Raw genomic sequence first — 17,041 nt, forward strand, 5'->3', positions numbered from 1 at the left:
CGCTCAATTTGCGCTAGAATAAAGAAAAAAGGCACGAGGCACATGAGCAGAATTCTTATCGTACTCTTCGGGGTGCTGCTTTTGGCATCCTGTAGTGGCGGCTCGAAACAGCCGCCCAGCAAGCTGAATGACGCGTGCAGCATTGCGCGCGAGCGGCCCGACTTTATCAAGGCATTCAAAACCACAGAGCGGAAATGGGGTGTCCCAGTTCACGTACAGATGGCGACAATCTATCAGGAAAGCCGCTATCGGCACGATGCGCGCACTCCACACCAATACGTGCTGGGTGTCATCCCGATGGGCCGCCAAAGCAGCGCCTATGGCTTTAGCCAAGCTTTGGACGGCACGTGGGAGGAATACCAGCGCGAGACCGGCAAACGCCGCGCCAAGCGGGACCGTATCCGTGATGCGTCCGACTTTATCGGCTGGTACATGACCAAAAGTCTAGATCGCAATGGGATCCAACTGCACGACACGCGTAACCAGTATCTGGCGTATCATGAGGGCCATACCGGCTATGCTCGCGGCAGTCATTACAGCAAAACTTGGCTGTTGAACGTCGCCAACAATGTAGATGCACGCGCCAAACTGTATCAGGCACAACTGTCAGGCTGCCGTTACTAAAAGGTCAGCGGGTCAGCGATTGCCTGACCCGCTTCTGGTCCGGCGCGAGAAGAGGTTGTTATCCAGGTTCCCGCCCGTCTCAAGCGGCCCTAGCAAGACCGTAGTCTGGCTGCCTGCGTTGTCATGGATCACCCATTTGCGCAGCTCTACCGGATCGCCGGTGAACATCAGTTCGATCCGGCCCGAATCCGGGTTTTTGGGATCTTGCGCTGTCACAACCGTAGCCGTGCCGTCAAAGTCGTGCCCGACCACCATATTCGCCTGAGCCAAGTTCACGTTCCTCGCCAGAACCAATGACAGCGGTGTGCGTCGCAAGGGGTATTGCTCGGGTGGTTGATTGGACTTTGGGTCGAAAATCTGAACCGTCCCAGCCCGCGCCAGAACAACAGCGCTGTTAGGCGGGTCGTATTCGAACCGCATCTTGCCCGGCCGTTCAATCCACAGCTTACCGGTGCTGAGCGACCCGTCATCATTGACCTGAGTGAAGGTGGTCTGAACGGTTTTCAACTCGTTCAGATAGTTTGATATCTGCGACAATGGCAGCTTGTCCGCGGCCCACGCGGCGGGTGCGGCCAATGTCAAAGCAAGGGCAAAAGCAATCTGTTTCATAAGGCACAGATAGGCGCTTTGCCCTTGTTATTAAATATCCTATTGCTCGGGGATGAGGATTTCGCGCTTTCCGACATGATTGGCTGCGGAAACAACGCCTTCGTCCTCCATCTGCTCAACCAGACGGGCGGCTTTGTTGTAACCGATGGCAAGTTTCCGCTGGATATACGAGGTCGAGCATTTGCGATCCTTGATCACAATCGCCACCGCCTGATCGTACAAAGCATCCTCGCCATTGGTGTTGCCACCGGTATTCAGGCCAAGAACTGCATCGATATTGTCGGCCTTTTCCTCGGCCGGGCCATCGACGACACCGCTCATGTAATCGGGCGGACCGAACTGTTTCAGGTGGTTGACGATTTCTTCGACCTCTTCGTCCGACACGAACGGGCCGTGGCAACGGGTGATCTTGGCCCCGCCAGCCATATAGAGCATGTCGCCCTGCCCCAGCAGTTGCTCGGCGCCCATCTCGCCCAAAATGGTGCGGCTGTCGACTTTCGAGGTCACCTGGAACGAGATCCGGGTGGGGAAGTTTGCCTTGATCGTGCCGGTGATCACATCAACCGAAGGCCGCTGCGTCGCCATGATCAGGTGAATACCCGAGGCCCGCGCCATCTGCGCCAGACGTTGAATACACGCCTCGATCTCTTTCCCCGCGACCATCATCAGGTCGGCCATCTCGTCGACGATAACGACGATATAGGGCATCGCCTCGGGCGCGAATTCTTCGGTCTCGAAGGTGGGTTCTCCGGTCTCGTCGTCAAAACCGGTCTGGACCGTGCGGCTGAACATCTCGCCCTTGGCCAACGCATCCTTCACTCGACCGTTGTAGCCCGCGATGTTGCGCACGCCCATTTTGGACATCTTGCGATAGCGGTCCTCCATCTCGCCCACGACCCATTTAAGGGCGACAACCGCCTTTTTCGGGTCGGTCACAACGGGCGACAGCAGATGCGGGATTCCATCATAAACAGACAATTCCAGCATCTTGGGGTCGATCATGATCAGGCGGCATTCATCGGGTGTCAACTTATAGAGCAGCGACAGGATCATCGTGTTGATCGCCACCGATTTACCGGACCCTGTGGTCCCTGCGATCAGCAGGTGAGGCATCTTGGCAAGGTTCGCCACGACCGACTCCCCTCCGATATCCTTACCCAAGGCCAACGGCAGCGCATGGTTGCCGTCGCCGAAATCACGGCTGGCAAGGATTTCACGCAGCACCACCATCTCGCGATTTTCGTTGGGCAGTTCGATCCCGATGACCGAGCGCCCCGGCAGAGTCGAAACCCGCGCCGACAGCGCCGACATCGAGCGTGCGATATCGTCGGCCAAACCGATCACACGGCTGGCTTTCAGACCGGGTGCCGGTTCCAGTTCATACATGGTGACAACGGGACCGGGGCGAACACTGACGATCTCACCCTTGACGCCATAGTCATCCAGCACGTTTTCCAGCATACGGGCGTTTTCCTCCAACGCCTCATCGCTGAGGTGATGGCGCTGAATGCTGGCGGGGTTGGCCAGCAGGCCCAAAGGCGGCAATTCGAAATCGGAATGCTTGTCTTCGAACGACAGCGCAGGTTGCGCTTCGGCCTGCGCGCGGCGCGAAGGCTGCGGCGCGCGACGCACAGGTTGCGCGACAACCGGTTTGCGCGGTTCAGCCACCGGGATTTTCATCGCCGGGCGCGACTGAGGGGCGGGCTCGGGTTCAACCATCGGCTCATCCTCGAACAAGGCCTCATCATAATCCGGCTCGGGCGCAAAATCCTGATGCAGAGGTTCATGCCATTCGGTTGGTTCTGCCGTCAGCATCGGCTCGGGTGGCAAACCAGTCGACGTCATTGGCGGTTCCGGCGGCAATTCACCCGCGCCAGAGTTCAGGATCAACGGATCGGGCCCACGTCCCCGCCCCTTGGTCAGCGGCAGGTTTGGGTCATGTTCAGGTACCATCTCACCCGCGGCGACCTTGCGGTTGCGCACAGCGGCGGAAATCTTGGACCGGATGCGGTCTTCGCCCGGCATCTCTTCAAAATCGGCGAGAGGCTCGCGGTCGATCAATTCGGGCTCGGGCATAGGGTCCGGGCGGCGGATCAGATCGGGGATACGCGACAACAAGCCCGATTTCACGGGCTCGGGCGCAGTCAGCGGAGGCTCTTCGAACAGCGGATCGGCGTAAGCCAAGTCATCGTCGAACACGGCTTCGGCGACTTCGACACGCGCGGCTTTGCGCTCATCCCATTGCGCGCGGCGGTCACGAGCCGCCTGGGCGGTTGCCGACGCACTGCGGCCCAGCAGGTTCATCAGCGTGTCGTAAGACATCACCAAGCCCAGCAAAAACGCCCGGAAGCCTTTGCGCACATCGTCCTTGGTAAAGCCCAAGACGAAAACGCCCAGCGCCAACATTCCGACCGCCATGGCCAGTGACATCAGCTTGACCATGAAATGCGATGCTACCGGCAACAGGGTTAGCAACGCGCCCATGACGGTGTCGCCAAACAGCCCTCCAAGGCCGAAACTATGGGTCGAACGCCAAGCCTCATCGGGTACCAAAGTCGCTGCATAGACCGAGACAACGGCAATCCAGATCGGCGCAAAGATCAGCCGGGCGATCGCGCGATCCTCGCCAAAATGTCCCGCAAATCGCACGCCCCAGCCGATCAGAACTAAGGCAATGCTCCAGCTGCCCCAGCCCACGATCATGAACAAGGGTGCCGCGATGGAAGCCCCAATCCGCCCCATCCAGTTCTGCACCGGCGCATCGGTCGAGACCATCCAGTTCGGATCATCCGGCGTGTAGGACCAGATCATAGCAGCAGCTGCCAGCCCCAGCAGGATCAAGGCAATCCCAATCAACTCCTTGCTGCGCCGCTCAATGGCGGCTTGCGTTGTACTGTCCAGCAATGGATCGCGGTTGCGCGCGTTCAATGATGCCATTTTGCCCTCGTACCTCACGAATAGATGCAGTCGCGGAGCGTAATTAGCCCCTGCTGCAACTCTGTTTTTGGAGCCACAAGCGCGGCCCGAATAAAATGCTCGCCCGGGTTTTGTCCCGGATCGCCTTGGGAAAGATATGCGCCTGGCAGAACCCGAACGCCGGTTTCACGCCACAGCTTCAATGCGGTCTCTTCGCCGTTATCGACCGGTAGCCACAGGAAAAACCCAGCCTCGGGTGACATATAGCCTTGCACACCTGCAAACACGTCATCCGCGATGGCGTATTTTTCCTGATAAAGCGCGCGGTTCTGGATGACATGCTCCTCGTCCGCCCAAACACGTGCGGCGGCGGCCTGCAACGGCAAAGGCAGTGGCGATCCGGCATAGTTGCGCAGCTGTTTGACCCGTTTGATCGTATCCGGCCCGCCCGCAATCAGACCCGAGCGCAGCCCAGCCAGGTTCGACCGCTTCGAGAGTGAGTTGAACAGCACCACACGTTCAGGGTCTGCGCCCATCTCTTGCGCGACGGTCAGTGCACCGACCGGTGCCTCGTCACGGTAGATCTCGGAATAGCATTCATCCGCGAAGATGCGGAAATCGTACTTTTCCGCCAACCCGATCAGTTCGGCCCAATAGTCGCGTGAGGCCACAGCGCCCTGAGGGTTGGCGGGTGAACAGCTATAGGCCGCGACGGTGCGGTTCAGCACATCCTCGGGCAGGCCTGCATAATCGGGAAGGTGTCCAGTGGCAGCAGTGGCCGATACAAAAACAGGGTCCGCCGCGACCGAGATCGAGGCCACCATATAGACCTGATAGAACGGGTTCGGGCACAGGATGACCGGCTTCTGGCCATTCTTTTCCTCGGGGCACAACGCCATGGCGGCGTTATACAGCCCCTCGCGCGTGCCATTCAGGGCCATCACGTTGGTGTCGGGGTCCATCGTCACGCCATAGCGGCGCGCGATCCAGTCGGTGATCGCGCCACGCAGCTCGGGTGAGCCTTCGTTGGGCGGATAACCTTGAAACCCTGCGGCATTCTCAGAGATGACATCCGTCACCCAGGCCGGGAAATCGTGCATCGGCGCGCCGATAGTCATGTGAATCACATCGCCGCCCGGTTGATGGTGGTCCAACAGGGTGCGCAGACGCGGGAAAGCGTATTCCGGTAGGTTCGAAAACCGCTCGGGGAAATTCATATCTACTGCCTCAAGTTCGGGATCATAGCGCCCCGTTTTCAGGCAGGTTACAGGCCGCACCCCGTTTCGTCCAGCCAAAGTGATGGCGAATCAGGGGATTGTGGCATTCAGGCCAATGCCGCCTCGGCCGCTGATCCGATCCGTAGCAGAGCCTCCTCGGACCCAGGATAGCCCATCATCATCACCCCGCAGCCCGGTGTTCCTGTCGGTAAGGTCAGCGCGGCCAGACCCATCAGGTTGCCGATCCGCGTGTTGCGCAAAGCAAGCAGGTTTTCAGTGACGTAATAGTCGTGATCGGTCAGCAACCGATCCAGATTAGGCGGTAGAATCGGAGCAGTCGGTGCCAGAACAGCATCAAACCCGGATGTGGCCGCATCCCAGGCAGCGCGAGAGGCCTTCAGCTTGGACCACGCCGCGATGTAATCCGCACCCGAGACATTCTTGCCCGTGCGGAACCGTTCGAGGATTTCTGGATACATCGCGTCCGGGTTGGCTTCGATCACATCGCGCCACAGGCCATAGGCCTCGGTCGTGTAAAGCACACCGGACAGCGCCATCGCATCCGCCAGTTCGGGCACTTCCAGCGGTACGATCTCGGCCCCGGCATCGCGCAGACGCTCCAGCGCGCTGTCATAAGCGGCGCGAGGAGTGTCGCGCAGGTTATCCTTGGCGATATTTTGCAGATCGGCAAAGCGGCGGCCTTTCAGGCTGGCCCCACGCAGATCGGCGGGTGTGCCGCCTTCCAACAGGGCCAGCATATGCGCCGCGTCCTCAACCGACCGGGCCAGCGGGCCCACGGTGTCGAAGCGCAGGCACAGCGGCACCGTGCCTTCAAGGCTGACCCGCCCTGCAGTTGTTTTCAGACCCACCAGATTGTTCCATGCGGACGGAATACGCACCGAGCCTCCGGTGTCGGACCCAATCCCACAAGCCGCCAAGCCCCAAGCGACCGAGGCCGCCGCGCCCGAGGATGACCCGCCCGGCACTGCATCCACATCATCAATGCAGGGCGGCGTGTCGGTGATGGGGTTCAGACCAAGGCCCGAGAAGGCCAGCTCGCTCATATGGGTTTTGCCCAGACAGACCGTGCCCATGGCCGTGGCGTTGCCCACGACAACCGCGTCCGCCTGCGGCACCCGGCCTTTCAGCAGGGCCGATCCGGCCTCGGTCTCGGTGCCCGCGGTATCGAACAGGTCTTTCCAGCTGATCGGCACCCCGTCCAGCAGTGACCGGCGCAGGCCCAGCGCGGCGCGATCCTGCGCGGCTTTGGCCTCGGCCCGGGCGCGGTCATGGGTGACGCGCGCATAGATGCGGTCGCGGTAGGGATGGGCGTCGATGGCGGTCAGATAGGTCTCGGTCAGCTCGACCGGGTCAATCTGGCCCATGCCGATCCCCCGCCCCAGATCACACGCCGTCATGGTCAACCAGTCCTGCATCCCTGCCCCCTTGGAAAATTCTGCTGACGGGACGGTAGCGACAGGACCGCACATGGACAATCCCGAAAGGGGGCGCATATTGCGGGGCATGGAACACAAGACCGATATCCTGATCGTAGGCGGCGGGCTGAACGGCCCGGCTTTGGCTTTGGCGCTGGCACAGACGGGGCATTCCGTCACCGTCATCGACAGTTTGGCCCAGAAAGTCCGCAAGAACGCGGCGTTTGACGGACGTGCCTATGCACTGGCGCTGGCCTCGCAACGGCTGCTGGATGCAGTGGGTGTGTGGGGCAAGGTCGCCGATCACGCCCAGCCCATGCTGGAGATCAAGGTCACGGATGGACATGCGGGCGCAGGCCCCTCTCCGTTCTTCATGCATTTCGACCATGCAGAGATCGAAGAGGGCCCGATGGGCTTTATGGTCGAAGACCGCCATCTGCGCCGCGCCTTTCTGGACGCCATGGCCGAGGAGACCCGAGTCACGCAGATCAACGGACGCACAGTTGTCGCGCAAGAGGCTGACGCGACCGGCGTGACCCTTACACTGGATGATGGCGCGACCGTTTCGGGTGGGCTGCTGGCGGGCTGCGATGGCCGCCGCAGCGGCACCGCCGCGCGCGCAGGGATCAAGCGGACGGGGTGGGACTACGGCCAAACCGCGCTGGTCTGTGCGATTGAACATGACCTGCCCCATCACGGTATCGCGCATCAGTTCTTCATGCCGCCCGGCCCTCTGGCGATCCTGCCACTGACCGGCAATCGCAGCTCGATCGTTTGGAGCGAACGGACCGAGGCTGCCGAGCGCATCAATGCGCTGCCCCAGGCCGATTATCTGCAAGTCCTGCGCCCTCGGTTCGGCGATTTTCTGGGCGACATTCGCATCGCCGGAGACCGGTTCACCTATCCGCTGAACCTGACCATCGCCAATTCCTTTATCGGTGACCGCATGGCTCTGGTCGGGGATGCCGCCCACGGGATGCACCCGATTGCAGGCCAAGGGCTGAACGCTGGTTTGCGCGATGTGGGCGCATTGGCCGAAGTTCTGACGCTCGCCGGACGGCGCGGCGAGGATATAGGATCGGTGCTGGTGCTGGAGCGCTTTCAGGAATGGCGGAGGTTCGACACGGCCTCTCTGGCAATGGCGACGGATGTGTTCAACAAGCTGTTTTCCAACGATAATCCCCTGCTGCGGATGGGCCGCGATATCGGGATGGGGATCGTCGGATCGCTGCCGGGCCTACGGCGCGGCTTTGTGCGCGAGGCCGCAGGGTTGACCGGAGACCTGCCCAAACTGCTGCAAGGCCGCGCGATCTAGTCCAGCTCGCGCGCCTCATCGACCAGCATAACAGGAATACCATTGCGGATCGGAAACGCCAGCCCGGCGGCTTTCGACACCAACTCCTGCTTGTCCGCGTCATAATGCAGGGTCGTGTGGGTCTGCGGGCAGATCAGCGCCTCAAGCATGTGGCGGTCAAACGCGTGTTCAGTCATTGTAAGTGGTCCTCGTTCGATCCGCCGCGCATCGCAAATTCGATCAATGTTACCAAGGTCTCGCGGCGGGTGCGCAGACAGGGTGCCTCAAGTAGCGCCTGTTTTTCTTCGGGGTCGAAATCCAGCAACATCGACAGCGAATTCACCAGCAGCTCATCATCCGCATCTTTCAACGTGTCCCAATCCGTCGATAGGTTTTGCGACGAAAAGAACTTTTCCAACAGGTTCAGGAAACGCGGACGATTGAACCCGTCATCCTGTTCGGTTTTACCCAGATCGCGGTCGAACCCCTCCCACGACACGGCACAGCGGCGATAGGGGGTGAAAGCGTCCAACTCTGACCGGATTCGGAACCTCGAGACTCCGGACAGCGTGATCAGATAGCGCCCATCCTCGGTCTCGGAAAACTGCGTCACACGGCCTGCGCAGCCGATCTGGTGAAGACGCGCGTCGTCGCTGGCAGACGGGTTGGGTTGCACCATCCCGATCAATCGTTCCGGTGTTTTCAACGCATCATCCAGCATCTGCAGATAGCGCGGCTCGAAGATATGCAGCGGCAGGCGCGCGCGGGGCAGCAGCAGCGCCCCGGGCAGAGGGAATACGGAAACCGTTTCCGGCAGATCGGCGGGATGCATCATGTACCCGAGTGTAGCTCTGATCGGAAATTAGGCAAATATCATCGAGCTGAGCTTACGCCGCCCGTTCAGAACAATCGGATCATTGGGCTTGAGCGCATCAAAGATCGTGAAGAGCTGCGCCTTGGCCGCGCCTTCATTCCATTCGCGATCGCGACGGAACAGGTCCAGCAATTGCGCGACGGCCTCTTCCACATCGCCGTTCGCGTGCAGCGCCTGCGCCAGATCGAACCGGGCCTGATGGTTGTCGGGGTCGGCCTCAACCGCCGCCTTCAGCTCGGCCACGGGGCCCGCATCGGCAGCTTGTTTAGCCAGTTCCAACTGCGCATGAGCAGCTTCCAATTCGGGCGCGTTGGATATCTCGGCCGGGGCACCGTTCAGGATCGCTTCGGCCTGCTCCAGATCATCCGCCGCAATATGGGCGCGCACCAGCCCGCCATAGGCACCGGCGTGGTTGGGGTCTTCGCCCAGAATGGCGGCAAAGGTCTGGGCGGCATCCGTGGCCGCGCCCTCGACCAGCATTTCCTCGGCTGCGGCGACGGCTTCGTCCAACTGTCCCCCGGGGCTTTCGCCACCCGCCGCTTCGATCACGCGGTCGATGAACGCTTTGATCTCGGATCCCGGCAGCGCGCCCTGAAAACCATCAACAGGCTGGCCCTTGTGAAACGCATAGACGGTCGGGATCGACTGAATGCGCAACTGGCCTGCGATCATCTGCGCCTCGTCGACATTGACCTTGACCATCTTGACCGCGCCCTTGGCGGCGGTGACGGCCTCTTCCAGCATCGGGCCCAAGGTTTTGCAGGGGCCGCACCACGGGGCCCAGAAATCGACAATGACCGGCACGTCTTGCGAGGCTTCGATGACGTCGGCCATAAACGTGGCCTCGGACCCGTGCTTGATCAGGTCAGTGGCGGCAGGGCCGGTGGCAGTGTTCAGAAGGTCCATGGCGATACGTCTCCGGTTCAAACTTGCGCCTTATATGCAGCCGCGCGTCGCGGAAACCAAGGGCAGATTTATGCTGTTATAGGTCGAAAGTGGCAAAAACCGGGGCGTGATCACTGGGTTTCTCCCACCCGCGGGCGTCGCGCAGGACCCGGCTGGAATGCCCCGCGTTCGAGATATCGGGTGTCGCCCAGACGTGATCCAAACGCCGCCCCTTATCCGCCGCATCCCAATCGCGCGCGCGGTAGGACCACCAGCTATAAAGCTGCCCCTCGGGGATATCCTGACGGGTGACATCAACCCAACCACCTGCATCCTGTGTCTCGGCCAGCGCCTCAACTTCGATCGGTGTATGCGAGACGACCTTGAGCAGTTGTTTGTGTGACCAAACGTCATCTTCGCGCGGGGCGATGTTCAGGTCGCCAACCAGAATGGATTTCTCGGGCTTTTCGGCGCGGAACCAATCGCGCATGTCGGCGAGGTAATCCAGCTTTTGCCCGAACTTCTCATTCACCTCGCGGTCGGGCACATCACCGCCCGCAGGAACATAAAAATTCTGGATGGTCACACCGTTTTCCAGCCGCGCGGCGATGTGGCGGGCGTGGCCGAGACCGGCGAAATCCTTGTCGCCCACCTCCTCCATCGGGATACGCGACAGGATAGCGACGCCGTTATAGCCCTTTTGCCCGCGCGCAACCATGTGGGTATAGCCCAGTTCCGCAAAGCCTTCAGTCGGGATTTTCTCGACGGGGGACTTACACTCTTGCAGGCATAGCACATCGGGGGCCTCTTCCTGCAGCAATTTCAGCACGATAGGCTCGCGCAGACGCACTGAATTGATATTCCAGGTAGCAAGAGTGAAAGGCATGGGGGATTCCTTTATCGCGGTTGCGCGCGACGTTAACGCGGTAGAAGACAAGGTGCCATCGGAAAAAGCAGCGCTTTCCCGGCCTATAATCGAGCAGGGGCGGAGTTAAAAAGCGCTTGCGCTTCGGTAAAAATCTCCTCGACGATTTGGGCGGCAGGCATGATGTCACGGACCATTGCAACACCTTGCCCAGACCAAATTGACATCGCTTCGATATCCCCTTCTGTCCCTGACAACGGCGTATAGCTCTGGTATCGGACAACGTCCTCTCCACCCGGGCGCTGACCGATGATTTCGCCTTCGTTCGGGCGATGCCCCGGAGCGGCCGAGCCTGCTTCTTTCCACGTTTGCGCGGTAGAATTGGCTAACGCGCGATGTGGTGCTTGCGGCCATTTCACATCATACAGGTCAGTGTACCATTCGGTCTGCGCCTCAGACGCATTCAGCACTCGGCGGCGATAGTCTTCGTGTATCGTTGCCTCGGCACTGGCCAAAAACCGAGTACCAACCCAAACCGCCGAAGCCCCCAACATCAACGCAGCCGCCATACCGCGCCCGTCGGCAATTCCGCCAGCAGCAACAACAGGAATCGAAACCGCGTCCACGACGGCCGGAATCAGCGCCATTGTCGCGACCTGCCCCCAGACATGGCCACCTGCTTCCCACCCTTGGGCAACGATGATGTCCGCTCCGGCATCCTGCGCGGCCTTTGCCTCGGTAGCGTTACCGACACTGACCATGACGCACAGCCCGCCTTTCTTGGCGTCCGAGATGGCCGAAGGTTCCATCCCCCAGAACAACGAAACGGTGTGAACCTGCTTGTCGATACAAACCCGCAGCTGGTCTTCGTACGGGAAGGCGAGGTTCAGATTGACGGCGAAATTGCGATCCGTCAGCGCACGCACGGCATCTATCCCTTCCGAGACCTGATCCGCAGGCTTACCCCATAGGGGAATCACTCCGTACCCGCCTGCATTACAAACAGCCGCAACAAGTTCAGGTCCAGCGGCCCCACCCATAGGGGCCGACAGAACGGGTTTTTCAATATTCAACAGAGTGCAGATTTCGTTTGCCAAGTCTCACGCCTCCCAATTCGTTGGGCAGAATTGGCACCGCGAACCACTGATAAGTCAAGCAGTTGGATCAAGACTATGGGGCAGCGCCCGAGCCAAAAAAAGCCGGGCCAAAGGCCCGGCAGTCCAACAGGGAGGTACATGTCATTACCCGGACATGCACGGGTTGGGAGTAACCTAAATATATCTTCAGAGTATCACTTTGATCTGCGTCATACCATCAAAGTTAAGATACCAACCGATATCCGCCCGATTCTGTGACCAAAAGGCGCGCGTTCGATGGATCGGGCTCGATCTTTTGACGCAGGCGATAGATGTGGGTTTCCAACGTATGGGTGGTGACACCCGCGTTGTATCCCCAAACCTCATGCAACAGCACATCGCGCGCGACAACGCCATCAGCCGAACGATAGAGAAACTTGAGGATGTTCGTCTCTTTCTCGGTCAGACGGATTTTGCGATCTTCTTCGGTGATCAGCATCTTCATCGCGGGCTTGAAGGTGTACGGGCCCAGAACAAAAACGGCATCTTCGGATTGTTCGTGCTGACGCAGCTGGGCGCGAATGCGGGCCAGAAGAACCGGGAATTTGAACGGCTTAGGAACATAGTCATTCGCACCGGCATCCAGGCCCAGGATGGTGTCGGCGTCGCTGTCATGACCGGTCAGCATCAGGATCGGGCTTTTGACGCCCTGCTTGCGCATCAGGCGGCACAGCTCGCGGCCATCGGTATCCGGCAAGCCAACATCCAGAATCACCAGATCGTAAATCGCCTCGCGGGCGCGCTCCATTGCCGAGGCACCATCTGACGCTTCGAACACGTCGAAGTCTTCAGTCATCACGAGTTGCTCACTCAGCGCTTCGCGCAGATCCTCGTCATCATCCACCAACAGGATTTTCTTAAGCTGTGCCATTCCCGGTCCTCCTAAGCCTTTTCGGACACTTGCGCGTAGAACACGCGTTCAACAAGGTTTGCTGCAATCGTCTCACGCCCTCGTGTCCGGCGAGTAGGAATTGTTTCACATTTCTTTCAGATCGCGCTAGAGGAGTTTTTGACCGTTATAGGGTAACATGCATGAGTCTCATTCCGGATATCTCTGAACTGCTGGCGCGGGCGCGGGCCGACCTGCGTATGGGCGTTCCGGTTGTGCTGACCGATGACACCGGGTTCAGCGTTGTCGCCATTGCCGCAGAAACACTTAGCGCACAACGGCTTGCCGATTTGCGTGGCCTGGATGGTGACCCGGTGGTTGCCATCACTGTTCGCCGTGCCGAGACGTTAAAGGCACGCGCCTATGACGGTGATTTGGCGCGGGTCGTGGTTCCGGCCGACGTCGATATTTCCTGGGTTCAGGCCGTGGCCGACCCCTCGGACGACCTGAACGCTCCGATGAAGGGGCCGTTGATGAGCGAACGTACGGGCAATGCGAACCTTCACCGTATCGCCATTGCCCTTACCAAATCCGCGCGGCTTCTGCCTTCTGCTGTTGTTGTGCAGATCGAAGATGGGCGCGGTTTTGCGGCCTCGAACGGGTTGACTTGCATCGACCATACCCGCGCTGCCCCGCATCTGGCAGATCGTAGCCTGCTGAACGAGGTGGTCGCCGCGCGCCTGCCCATGGAGGTTTCCGAGGCCGGACGCCTGCACGTCTTCCGCCCCGAAGATGGGGGTGAAGAGCATTACGCCATTGAAATCGGGCGACCGGATCGCAGCAAACCGGTTCTTGCGCGTTTGCACTCGGCTTGTTTTACCGGCGACCTGATGGGCAGCCTGAAATGCGATTGCGGACCACAGTTGCGCGGCGCGCTGGCGCAGATGGGATCTGAAGGGGCTGGTGTCCTGCTTTATCTTAACCAAGAGGGGCGCGGGATCGGCCTAGCCAACAAGATGCGCGCTTATTTCCTGCAAGATCAGGGTTTTGACACGGTCGAAGCCAATCACCGCCTTGGGTTCGAGGATGATGAACGTGATTTCCGGCTGGGTTCAGATATCCTGAAGTCGCTAGGGTTCAACGCGGTGCGCTTGTTGACGAACAACCCCGCCAAAATCGCCATGATGGAAAAAACCGGCATTGCCGTGACCGAACGTGTACCTCTCAAGGTTGGTGAAACTGCACATAACCGAGGGTATCTGGCTACAAAAGCAGCCAAGTCGGGCCATCTGCTGTGACGCCAAAAGATCTGGTGCTGACGCCTCGTGGGGTTCGGTTCGCTGGCCGCATGTTTCCATGTTCAATCGGAAAAGGCGGGCGTAGTCCGACAAAACGCGAAGGCGACGGCGCCACCCCAACTGGCGAGCACCAAATCGTCGGAATGCTTTATCGGCCAGACCGGATTTCACCCCCAACCGCTTGGGCGATTCCGATCGGGCCCCGCGACCTGTGGTCTGATGATGTGTGCGACGCGCGATATAACCAACTGGTCAGCGCGCCCTACGCCTGCAGCCACGAAAAGCTGCGCCGTTCCGACCCGTTATATGATCTGGTGTTGCTCACGGATTGGAACTGGCCGAATGCAATACCAGGGCAAGGGTCGGCCATTTTTCTGCATCAATGGCGGCGGCCAGGTTATCCAACTGAAGGCTGTGTCGCCTTCCGGCGCGATCACCTCCATTGGATTGCTGCCCATGTTCAACCGGGCACGCGGCTGATCATTCCTGAGGTTTAACGCGTGCGCCAAATATCGCAGATCCAACCCGCACATGGGTCGCACCCAGCGCGATTGCGCGCTCAAAGTCGCTGCTCATACCCATCGACAAGCCTGCCAAACCGTTGCGCTCGGCGATCTTGGCCAGCAAGGCAAAATGCAGCGCAGGTTCTTCTTCCACCGGAGGAATGCACATGAGCCCCTTCACAGGCAGGTCAAGGTCTCGGCACTCGGCAATAAACGCATCAGCATCAGCTAGGAGAATCCCAGCTTTCTGATCTTCTTCACCTGTATTGACCTGAATAAACAGATCGGGACATGACCCAATCTCTTGCGCCAAACGGGCAAGAGTTTTCGCCAGCTTCGGGCGATCGACCGAATGAATTGTGCTGAATAGCTCCATCGCCTGCCGGGCCTTGTTGGTTTGCAAGGGGCCAATCAGATGAAGGTCAATATCGGGGTAGGCTGCAGAGAATTCGGGCCACTTCCCTGCAGCCTCCTGCACGCGATTCTCACCAAAGCACTTATGACCCTGTTGCAGTACATCGCGGATACGTTCGTTAGGCTGCACCTTGGAGACGGCGATCAGTTGAACTGACCCTTCCGCCCGCCCGGCGGCGGTTTCGGCTTTGGCAATACGGGCAGAGATTTCCAGCAGTGACATGGGATTCCTCATTCTGGCTTGGGGGCAGAAAAACACCATGTCGATCAAAAAGAAAAGGGCAGGTCCGAAGACCTGCCCTTAAACCTTGCGGTTCAGATCAACTTAGAAGTTGAACTGAGCACCGAAGTCTGCGCGCAGCTGCGAATCGTCGCAGATGTCACAGTCGCTGTTGCCGATACCACCGCGCAGCGATGCACCGCCACCCAGGTCGTACAGAGCACCGATACCGTACTGCTGCAGGTCACCGTCCGCGTTACCGTCGCCGTAAGCGAAGGTCAGGGTCAGAGCCGAACCAACATTGTAGGCCGCCGAAACACCCCATGCGGTGCCGTCGGTTTCGTCGACTTCGGTTTTATCGTCTGCGACAAACACAGTACCCGAGAAGTCACCGAATTCTGCGCCCAGCGTCAAAACCAGCAGGCTTGGATCGTCTGCCAGGAGACCGTCCGAGTCGGTTTGACCGTATGCCAGAGCAGCAGTGATGTTGTTGAAGGTGTAGGTCGCGCTGATGTCCCAACGGTCAGCGTCGTTGCTTACACCTTGACCTTGGAAGATGGTCGCTTGGTCATACGAAGCGCCAAATGCGAAGTCGCCAACTGCGTACTGGAAGAACACAGCGTTCGAACCCGAACCGGTCGACGAGTATGCCAGGAAGTTGTAGTCAACGCCCGAGTACTGGCCGATGAAGTTTTCCAGGCCAGGCTCGTTACCGTAGTAGTTTGCCAGGTTGTCGAATGCACCTGCGACGTTGCCCGCGTCAACACGCAGACCACCGTAGATGACCGAGAAACGCGCACCGTTCAGGTCAGCCGAGTTGGCTTCGCCGGTGCTTGCATTTTCGTCAGCCTGCAGACGAACACGACCCGAGAACTCGACGCCGCCGTCGGTTTCAACGTTTGCGTCCAGGTTCAGACGGAAGCGAGAAACCAGAATGGTCTCGTCGGCTTCGTTGAAGAAAGTGTTGGTTGCACCGCTTGCAGTGGTGGTGGTGGTCGTGAAGCCACGATCCTCCAGGTAACCAATACCAAAGCGGCCATAACCGCTGAATCTAACTTCGGCCGCGGCAACCGATGCGGTTGCGATCAGAGCGGTCGATGCGAAGAGAACTTTTTTCATCTTGTTTCCCTCGGTTTCAAAGTTTTCTAACTCGACAAGTGTCATTGCACATGTCTCAGCACGGGAACCGTTTCGCTCTTTTTGCCCCCTTCACGCAAGTATGGCGTAAACGTGAAGACCGCATTGGCCACAGATTGGTGCAAGGATGTCACAGTCAGTTTTGTGACCTCTTCAGTCAGTAAACCCACCCGTATGTGACAATAATAGGGTTGTTGCCGCACTGGACCTTGTCTAGGAGTATCACCTAGCAAGTGAGACCCAGTGAAACAGGACACCTCTACAATGCGCCTGCAGACGATTTTCGGCTTGATCATAGCGACCGCACTCGTGTCGACCTGCGGACAGAATCGGAGCGCTGCCCCCAACCCCAATCTTGGAAACGTGGATGGTGGACGTTCGGACGAGCGGGAACTGAACGACCCAAATCGTTCAACCATCTGGGATGTCTTCAATACCGGCAATGCCGAGCAGGTCGCGAATGTGAACCGATATCTGTGGACGGCTTCTCTGGATGTTCTCAACTTTCTGCCTGTGCAGGAAGTCGATCCGTTTACCGGTGTAATTGTAACGGGTTACGGCACCCCACCGGGTGGCGGGCGCCAATATCGCGCGACCGTCCACATCAGCGATCCAGCCCTCGCAGCGCGGTCGCTCTCCGTGGCACTCCAAACCAGCGGAGGCAACCCGGTCAGCGCGGCGACCACACGCGCGGTAGAAGACGCCATCCTGTCCCGAGCCCGCCAGCTGCGCATCGCGGACAACAAGTTCTAGCAACTTGCCGAAAATCACACTAATACCACGC

At 59.3% G+C, this 17,041-nt stretch carries 17 protein-coding genes; 5 read left to right on the forward strand and 12 right to left on the reverse strand.

Features of this window, described 5'->3' with window-relative positions:
• Window positions 1-42: 42 nt before the first annotated feature.
• On the forward strand, window positions 43-624 hold the full coding sequence (locus ACR0DX_RS13075; protein ID WP_170355376.1) for a transglycosylase SLT domain-containing protein: 582 nt from the start codon (window positions 43-45) through the stop codon (window positions 622-624).
• A 12-nt stretch (window positions 625-636) separates the two neighbouring features.
• On the opposite strand, the gene ACR0DX_RS13080 is transcribed toward ACR0DX_RS13075, so the two are convergent.
• The 4 genes from ACR0DX_RS13080 to ACR0DX_RS13095 all read right to left on the reverse strand — a co-directional run bounded on the left by ACR0DX_RS13080 (window position 637) and on the right by ACR0DX_RS13095 (window position 6,802).
• On the reverse strand, window positions 637-1,233 hold the full coding sequence (locus tag ACR0DX_RS13080) for an outer membrane lipoprotein carrier protein LolA (RefSeq protein WP_170355377.1): 597 nt from the start codon (window positions 1,231-1,233) through the stop codon (window positions 637-639).
• A 39-nt stretch (window positions 1,234-1,272) separates the two neighbouring features.
• Window positions 1,273-4,170 (reverse strand): DNA translocase FtsK, encoded by a 2,898-nt coding sequence (locus tag ACR0DX_RS13085; RefSeq protein ID WP_170355378.1) that lies wholly within the window; start codon window positions 4,168-4,170, stop codon window positions 1,273-1,275.
• 14 nt (window positions 4,171-4,184) lie between these two features.
• On the reverse strand, window positions 4,185-5,366 hold the full coding sequence (locus tag ACR0DX_RS13090) for an aminotransferase class I/II-fold pyridoxal phosphate-dependent enzyme (RefSeq protein WP_170355525.1): 1,182 nt from the start codon (window positions 5,364-5,366) through the stop codon (window positions 4,185-4,187).
• A 107-nt stretch (window positions 5,367-5,473) separates the two neighbouring features.
• Window positions 5,474-6,802 carry an amidase gene (locus tag ACR0DX_RS13095; RefSeq protein ID WP_480846374.1) on the reverse strand — a complete coding sequence of 443 codons (1,329 nt, stop codon included), beginning with the start codon at window positions 6,800-6,802 and terminating at the stop codon, window positions 5,474-5,476.
• An 88-nt stretch (window positions 6,803-6,890) separates the two neighbouring features.
• Between ACR0DX_RS13095 and ACR0DX_RS13100 the strand changes: the two genes are divergently transcribed.
• Window positions 6,891-8,117 (forward strand): FAD-dependent monooxygenase, encoded by a 1,227-nt coding sequence (locus tag ACR0DX_RS13100; protein WP_170355380.1) that lies wholly within the window; start codon window positions 6,891-6,893, stop codon window positions 8,115-8,117.
• On the opposite strand, the gene ACR0DX_RS13105 is transcribed toward ACR0DX_RS13100, so the two are convergent.
• The 6 genes from ACR0DX_RS13105 to ACR0DX_RS13130 all read right to left on the reverse strand — a co-directional run bounded on the left by ACR0DX_RS13105 (window position 8,114) and on the right by ACR0DX_RS13130 (window position 12,727).
• The gene (locus ACR0DX_RS13105) at window positions 8,114-8,293 is read right to left on the reverse strand and encodes a Trm112 family protein (protein ID WP_170355381.1); all 180 of its coding nucleotides are present in this window, start codon (window positions 8,291-8,293) and stop codon (window positions 8,114-8,116) included. The genes ACR0DX_RS13100 and ACR0DX_RS13105 overlap by 4 nt on opposite strands.
• Entirely contained in the window at window positions 8,290-8,931 is a 642-nt protein-coding gene (locus ACR0DX_RS13110) for an LON peptidase substrate-binding domain-containing protein (RefSeq protein ID WP_170355382.1), read from the reverse strand. Before ACR0DX_RS13110 ends, ACR0DX_RS13105 begins: the two co-directional genes overlap by 4 nt.
• A 27-nt stretch (window positions 8,932-8,958) precedes the next feature.
• A complete protein-coding gene (trxA, locus tag ACR0DX_RS13115) occupies window positions 8,959-9,876 on the reverse strand; it encodes a thioredoxin (protein WP_170355383.1) in 918 nt (305 codons plus the stop codon).
• Between the two features lie 76 nt (window positions 9,877-9,952).
• A complete protein-coding gene (locus ACR0DX_RS13120) occupies window positions 9,953-10,741 on the reverse strand; it encodes an exodeoxyribonuclease III (protein WP_170355384.1) in 789 nt (262 codons plus the stop codon).
• Window positions 10,742-10,824: 83 nt separating this feature from the next.
• Window positions 10,825-11,817 carry an NAD(P)H-dependent flavin oxidoreductase gene (locus ACR0DX_RS13125; protein WP_480846375.1) on the reverse strand — a complete coding sequence of 331 codons (993 nt, stop codon included), beginning with the start codon at window positions 11,815-11,817 and terminating at the stop codon, window positions 10,825-10,827.
• Between the two features lie 223 nt (window positions 11,818-12,040).
• The gene (locus ACR0DX_RS13130) at window positions 12,041-12,727 is read right to left on the reverse strand and encodes a response regulator transcription factor (RefSeq protein ID WP_170355386.1); all 687 of its coding nucleotides are present in this window, start codon (window positions 12,725-12,727) and stop codon (window positions 12,041-12,043) included.
• Window positions 12,728-12,888: 161 nt separating this feature from the next.
• Here ACR0DX_RS13130 and ribA point away from each other — a divergent pair, with 161 nt between their 5' ends.
• A complete protein-coding gene (gene ribA, locus ACR0DX_RS13135) occupies window positions 12,889-13,983 on the forward strand; it encodes a GTP cyclohydrolase II (protein WP_170355387.1) in 1,095 nt (364 codons plus the stop codon).
• Entirely contained in the window at window positions 13,980-14,480 is a 501-nt protein-coding gene (locus ACR0DX_RS13140) for a L,D-transpeptidase family protein (RefSeq protein ID WP_170355388.1), read from the forward strand. Before ribA ends, ACR0DX_RS13140 begins: the two co-directional genes overlap by 4 nt.
• Here the strand turns inward: ACR0DX_RS13140 and ACR0DX_RS13145 are convergent.
• Window positions 14,464-15,123 carry a YggS family pyridoxal phosphate-dependent enzyme gene (locus ACR0DX_RS13145; RefSeq protein WP_170355389.1) on the reverse strand — a complete coding sequence of 220 codons (660 nt, stop codon included), beginning with the start codon at window positions 15,121-15,123 and terminating at the stop codon, window positions 14,464-14,466. The two genes, ACR0DX_RS13140 and ACR0DX_RS13145, sit on opposite strands and share 17 nt — an antisense overlap.
• 102 nt (window positions 15,124-15,225) lie before the next feature.
• Window positions 15,226-16,239 carry a porin gene (locus tag ACR0DX_RS13150; protein ID WP_170355390.1) on the reverse strand — a complete coding sequence of 338 codons (1,014 nt, stop codon included), beginning with the start codon at window positions 16,237-16,239 and terminating at the stop codon, window positions 15,226-15,228.
• A gap of 282 nt (window positions 16,240-16,521) precedes the next feature.
• Between ACR0DX_RS13150 and ACR0DX_RS13155 the strand changes: the two genes are divergently transcribed.
• Complete coding sequence (locus ACR0DX_RS13155) at window positions 16,522-17,010, forward strand: DUF3576 domain-containing protein (protein WP_170355391.1); 489 nt, start codon at window positions 16,522-16,524, stop codon at window positions 17,008-17,010.
• Window positions 17,011-17,041: the final 31 nt, after the last annotated feature.

The organism is Ruegeria sp. D3, from assembly GCF_056534465.1.

What these genes read in the sequence shown, in the direction of transcription:
- ACR0DX_RS13095 (WP_480846374.1), bottom strand. Translation starts at nt 6,802, where the DNA reads ATGCAGGACTGGTTGACCATGACGGCGTGTGATCTGGGGCGGGGGATC.
- ACR0DX_RS13085 (WP_170355378.1), bottom strand. Translation starts at nt 4,170, where the DNA reads ATGGCATCATTGAACGCGCGCAACCGCGATCCATTGCTGGACAGTACA.
- ACR0DX_RS13075 (WP_170355376.1), top strand. Translation starts at nt 43, where the DNA reads ATGAGCAGAATTCTTATCGTACTCTTCGGGGTGCTGCTTTTGGCATCC.
- ACR0DX_RS13110 (WP_170355382.1), bottom strand. Translation starts at nt 8,931, where the DNA reads ATGATGCATCCCGCCGATCTGCCGGAAACGGTTTCCGTATTCCCTCTG.
- ACR0DX_RS13090 (WP_170355525.1), bottom strand. Translation starts at nt 5,366, where the DNA reads ATGAATTTCCCCGAGCGGTTTTCGAACCTACCGGAATACGCTTTCCCG.
- ACR0DX_RS13100 (WP_170355380.1), top strand. Translation starts at nt 6,891, where the DNA reads ATGGAACACAAGACCGATATCCTGATCGTAGGCGGCGGGCTGAACGGC.
- ACR0DX_RS13155 (WP_170355391.1), top strand. Translation starts at nt 16,522, where the DNA reads ATGCGCCTGCAGACGATTTTCGGCTTGATCATAGCGACCGCACTCGTG.
- ACR0DX_RS13080 (WP_170355377.1), bottom strand. Translation starts at nt 1,233, where the DNA reads ATGAAACAGATTGCTTTTGCCCTTGCTTTGACATTGGCCGCACCCGCC.
- ACR0DX_RS13150 (WP_170355390.1), bottom strand. Translation starts at nt 16,239, where the DNA reads ATGAAAAAAGTTCTCTTCGCATCGACCGCTCTGATCGCAACCGCATCG.
- ACR0DX_RS13145 (WP_170355389.1), bottom strand. Translation starts at nt 15,123, where the DNA reads ATGTCACTGCTGGAAATCTCTGCCCGTATTGCCAAAGCCGAAACCGCC.
- ACR0DX_RS13120 (WP_170355384.1), bottom strand. Translation starts at nt 10,741, where the DNA reads ATGCCTTTCACTCTTGCTACCTGGAATATCAATTCAGTGCGTCTGCGC.
- trxA (WP_170355383.1), bottom strand. Translation starts at nt 9,876, where the DNA reads ATGGACCTTCTGAACACTGCCACCGGCCCTGCCGCCACTGACCTGATC.
- ribA (WP_170355387.1), top strand. Translation starts at nt 12,889, where the DNA reads ATGAGTCTCATTCCGGATATCTCTGAACTGCTGGCGCGGGCGCGGGCC.
- ACR0DX_RS13130 (WP_170355386.1), bottom strand. Translation starts at nt 12,727, where the DNA reads ATGGCACAGCTTAAGAAAATCCTGTTGGTGGATGATGACGAGGATCTG.
- ACR0DX_RS13105 (WP_170355381.1), bottom strand. Translation starts at nt 8,293, where the DNA reads ATGACTGAACACGCGTTTGACCGCCACATGCTTGAGGCGCTGATCTGC.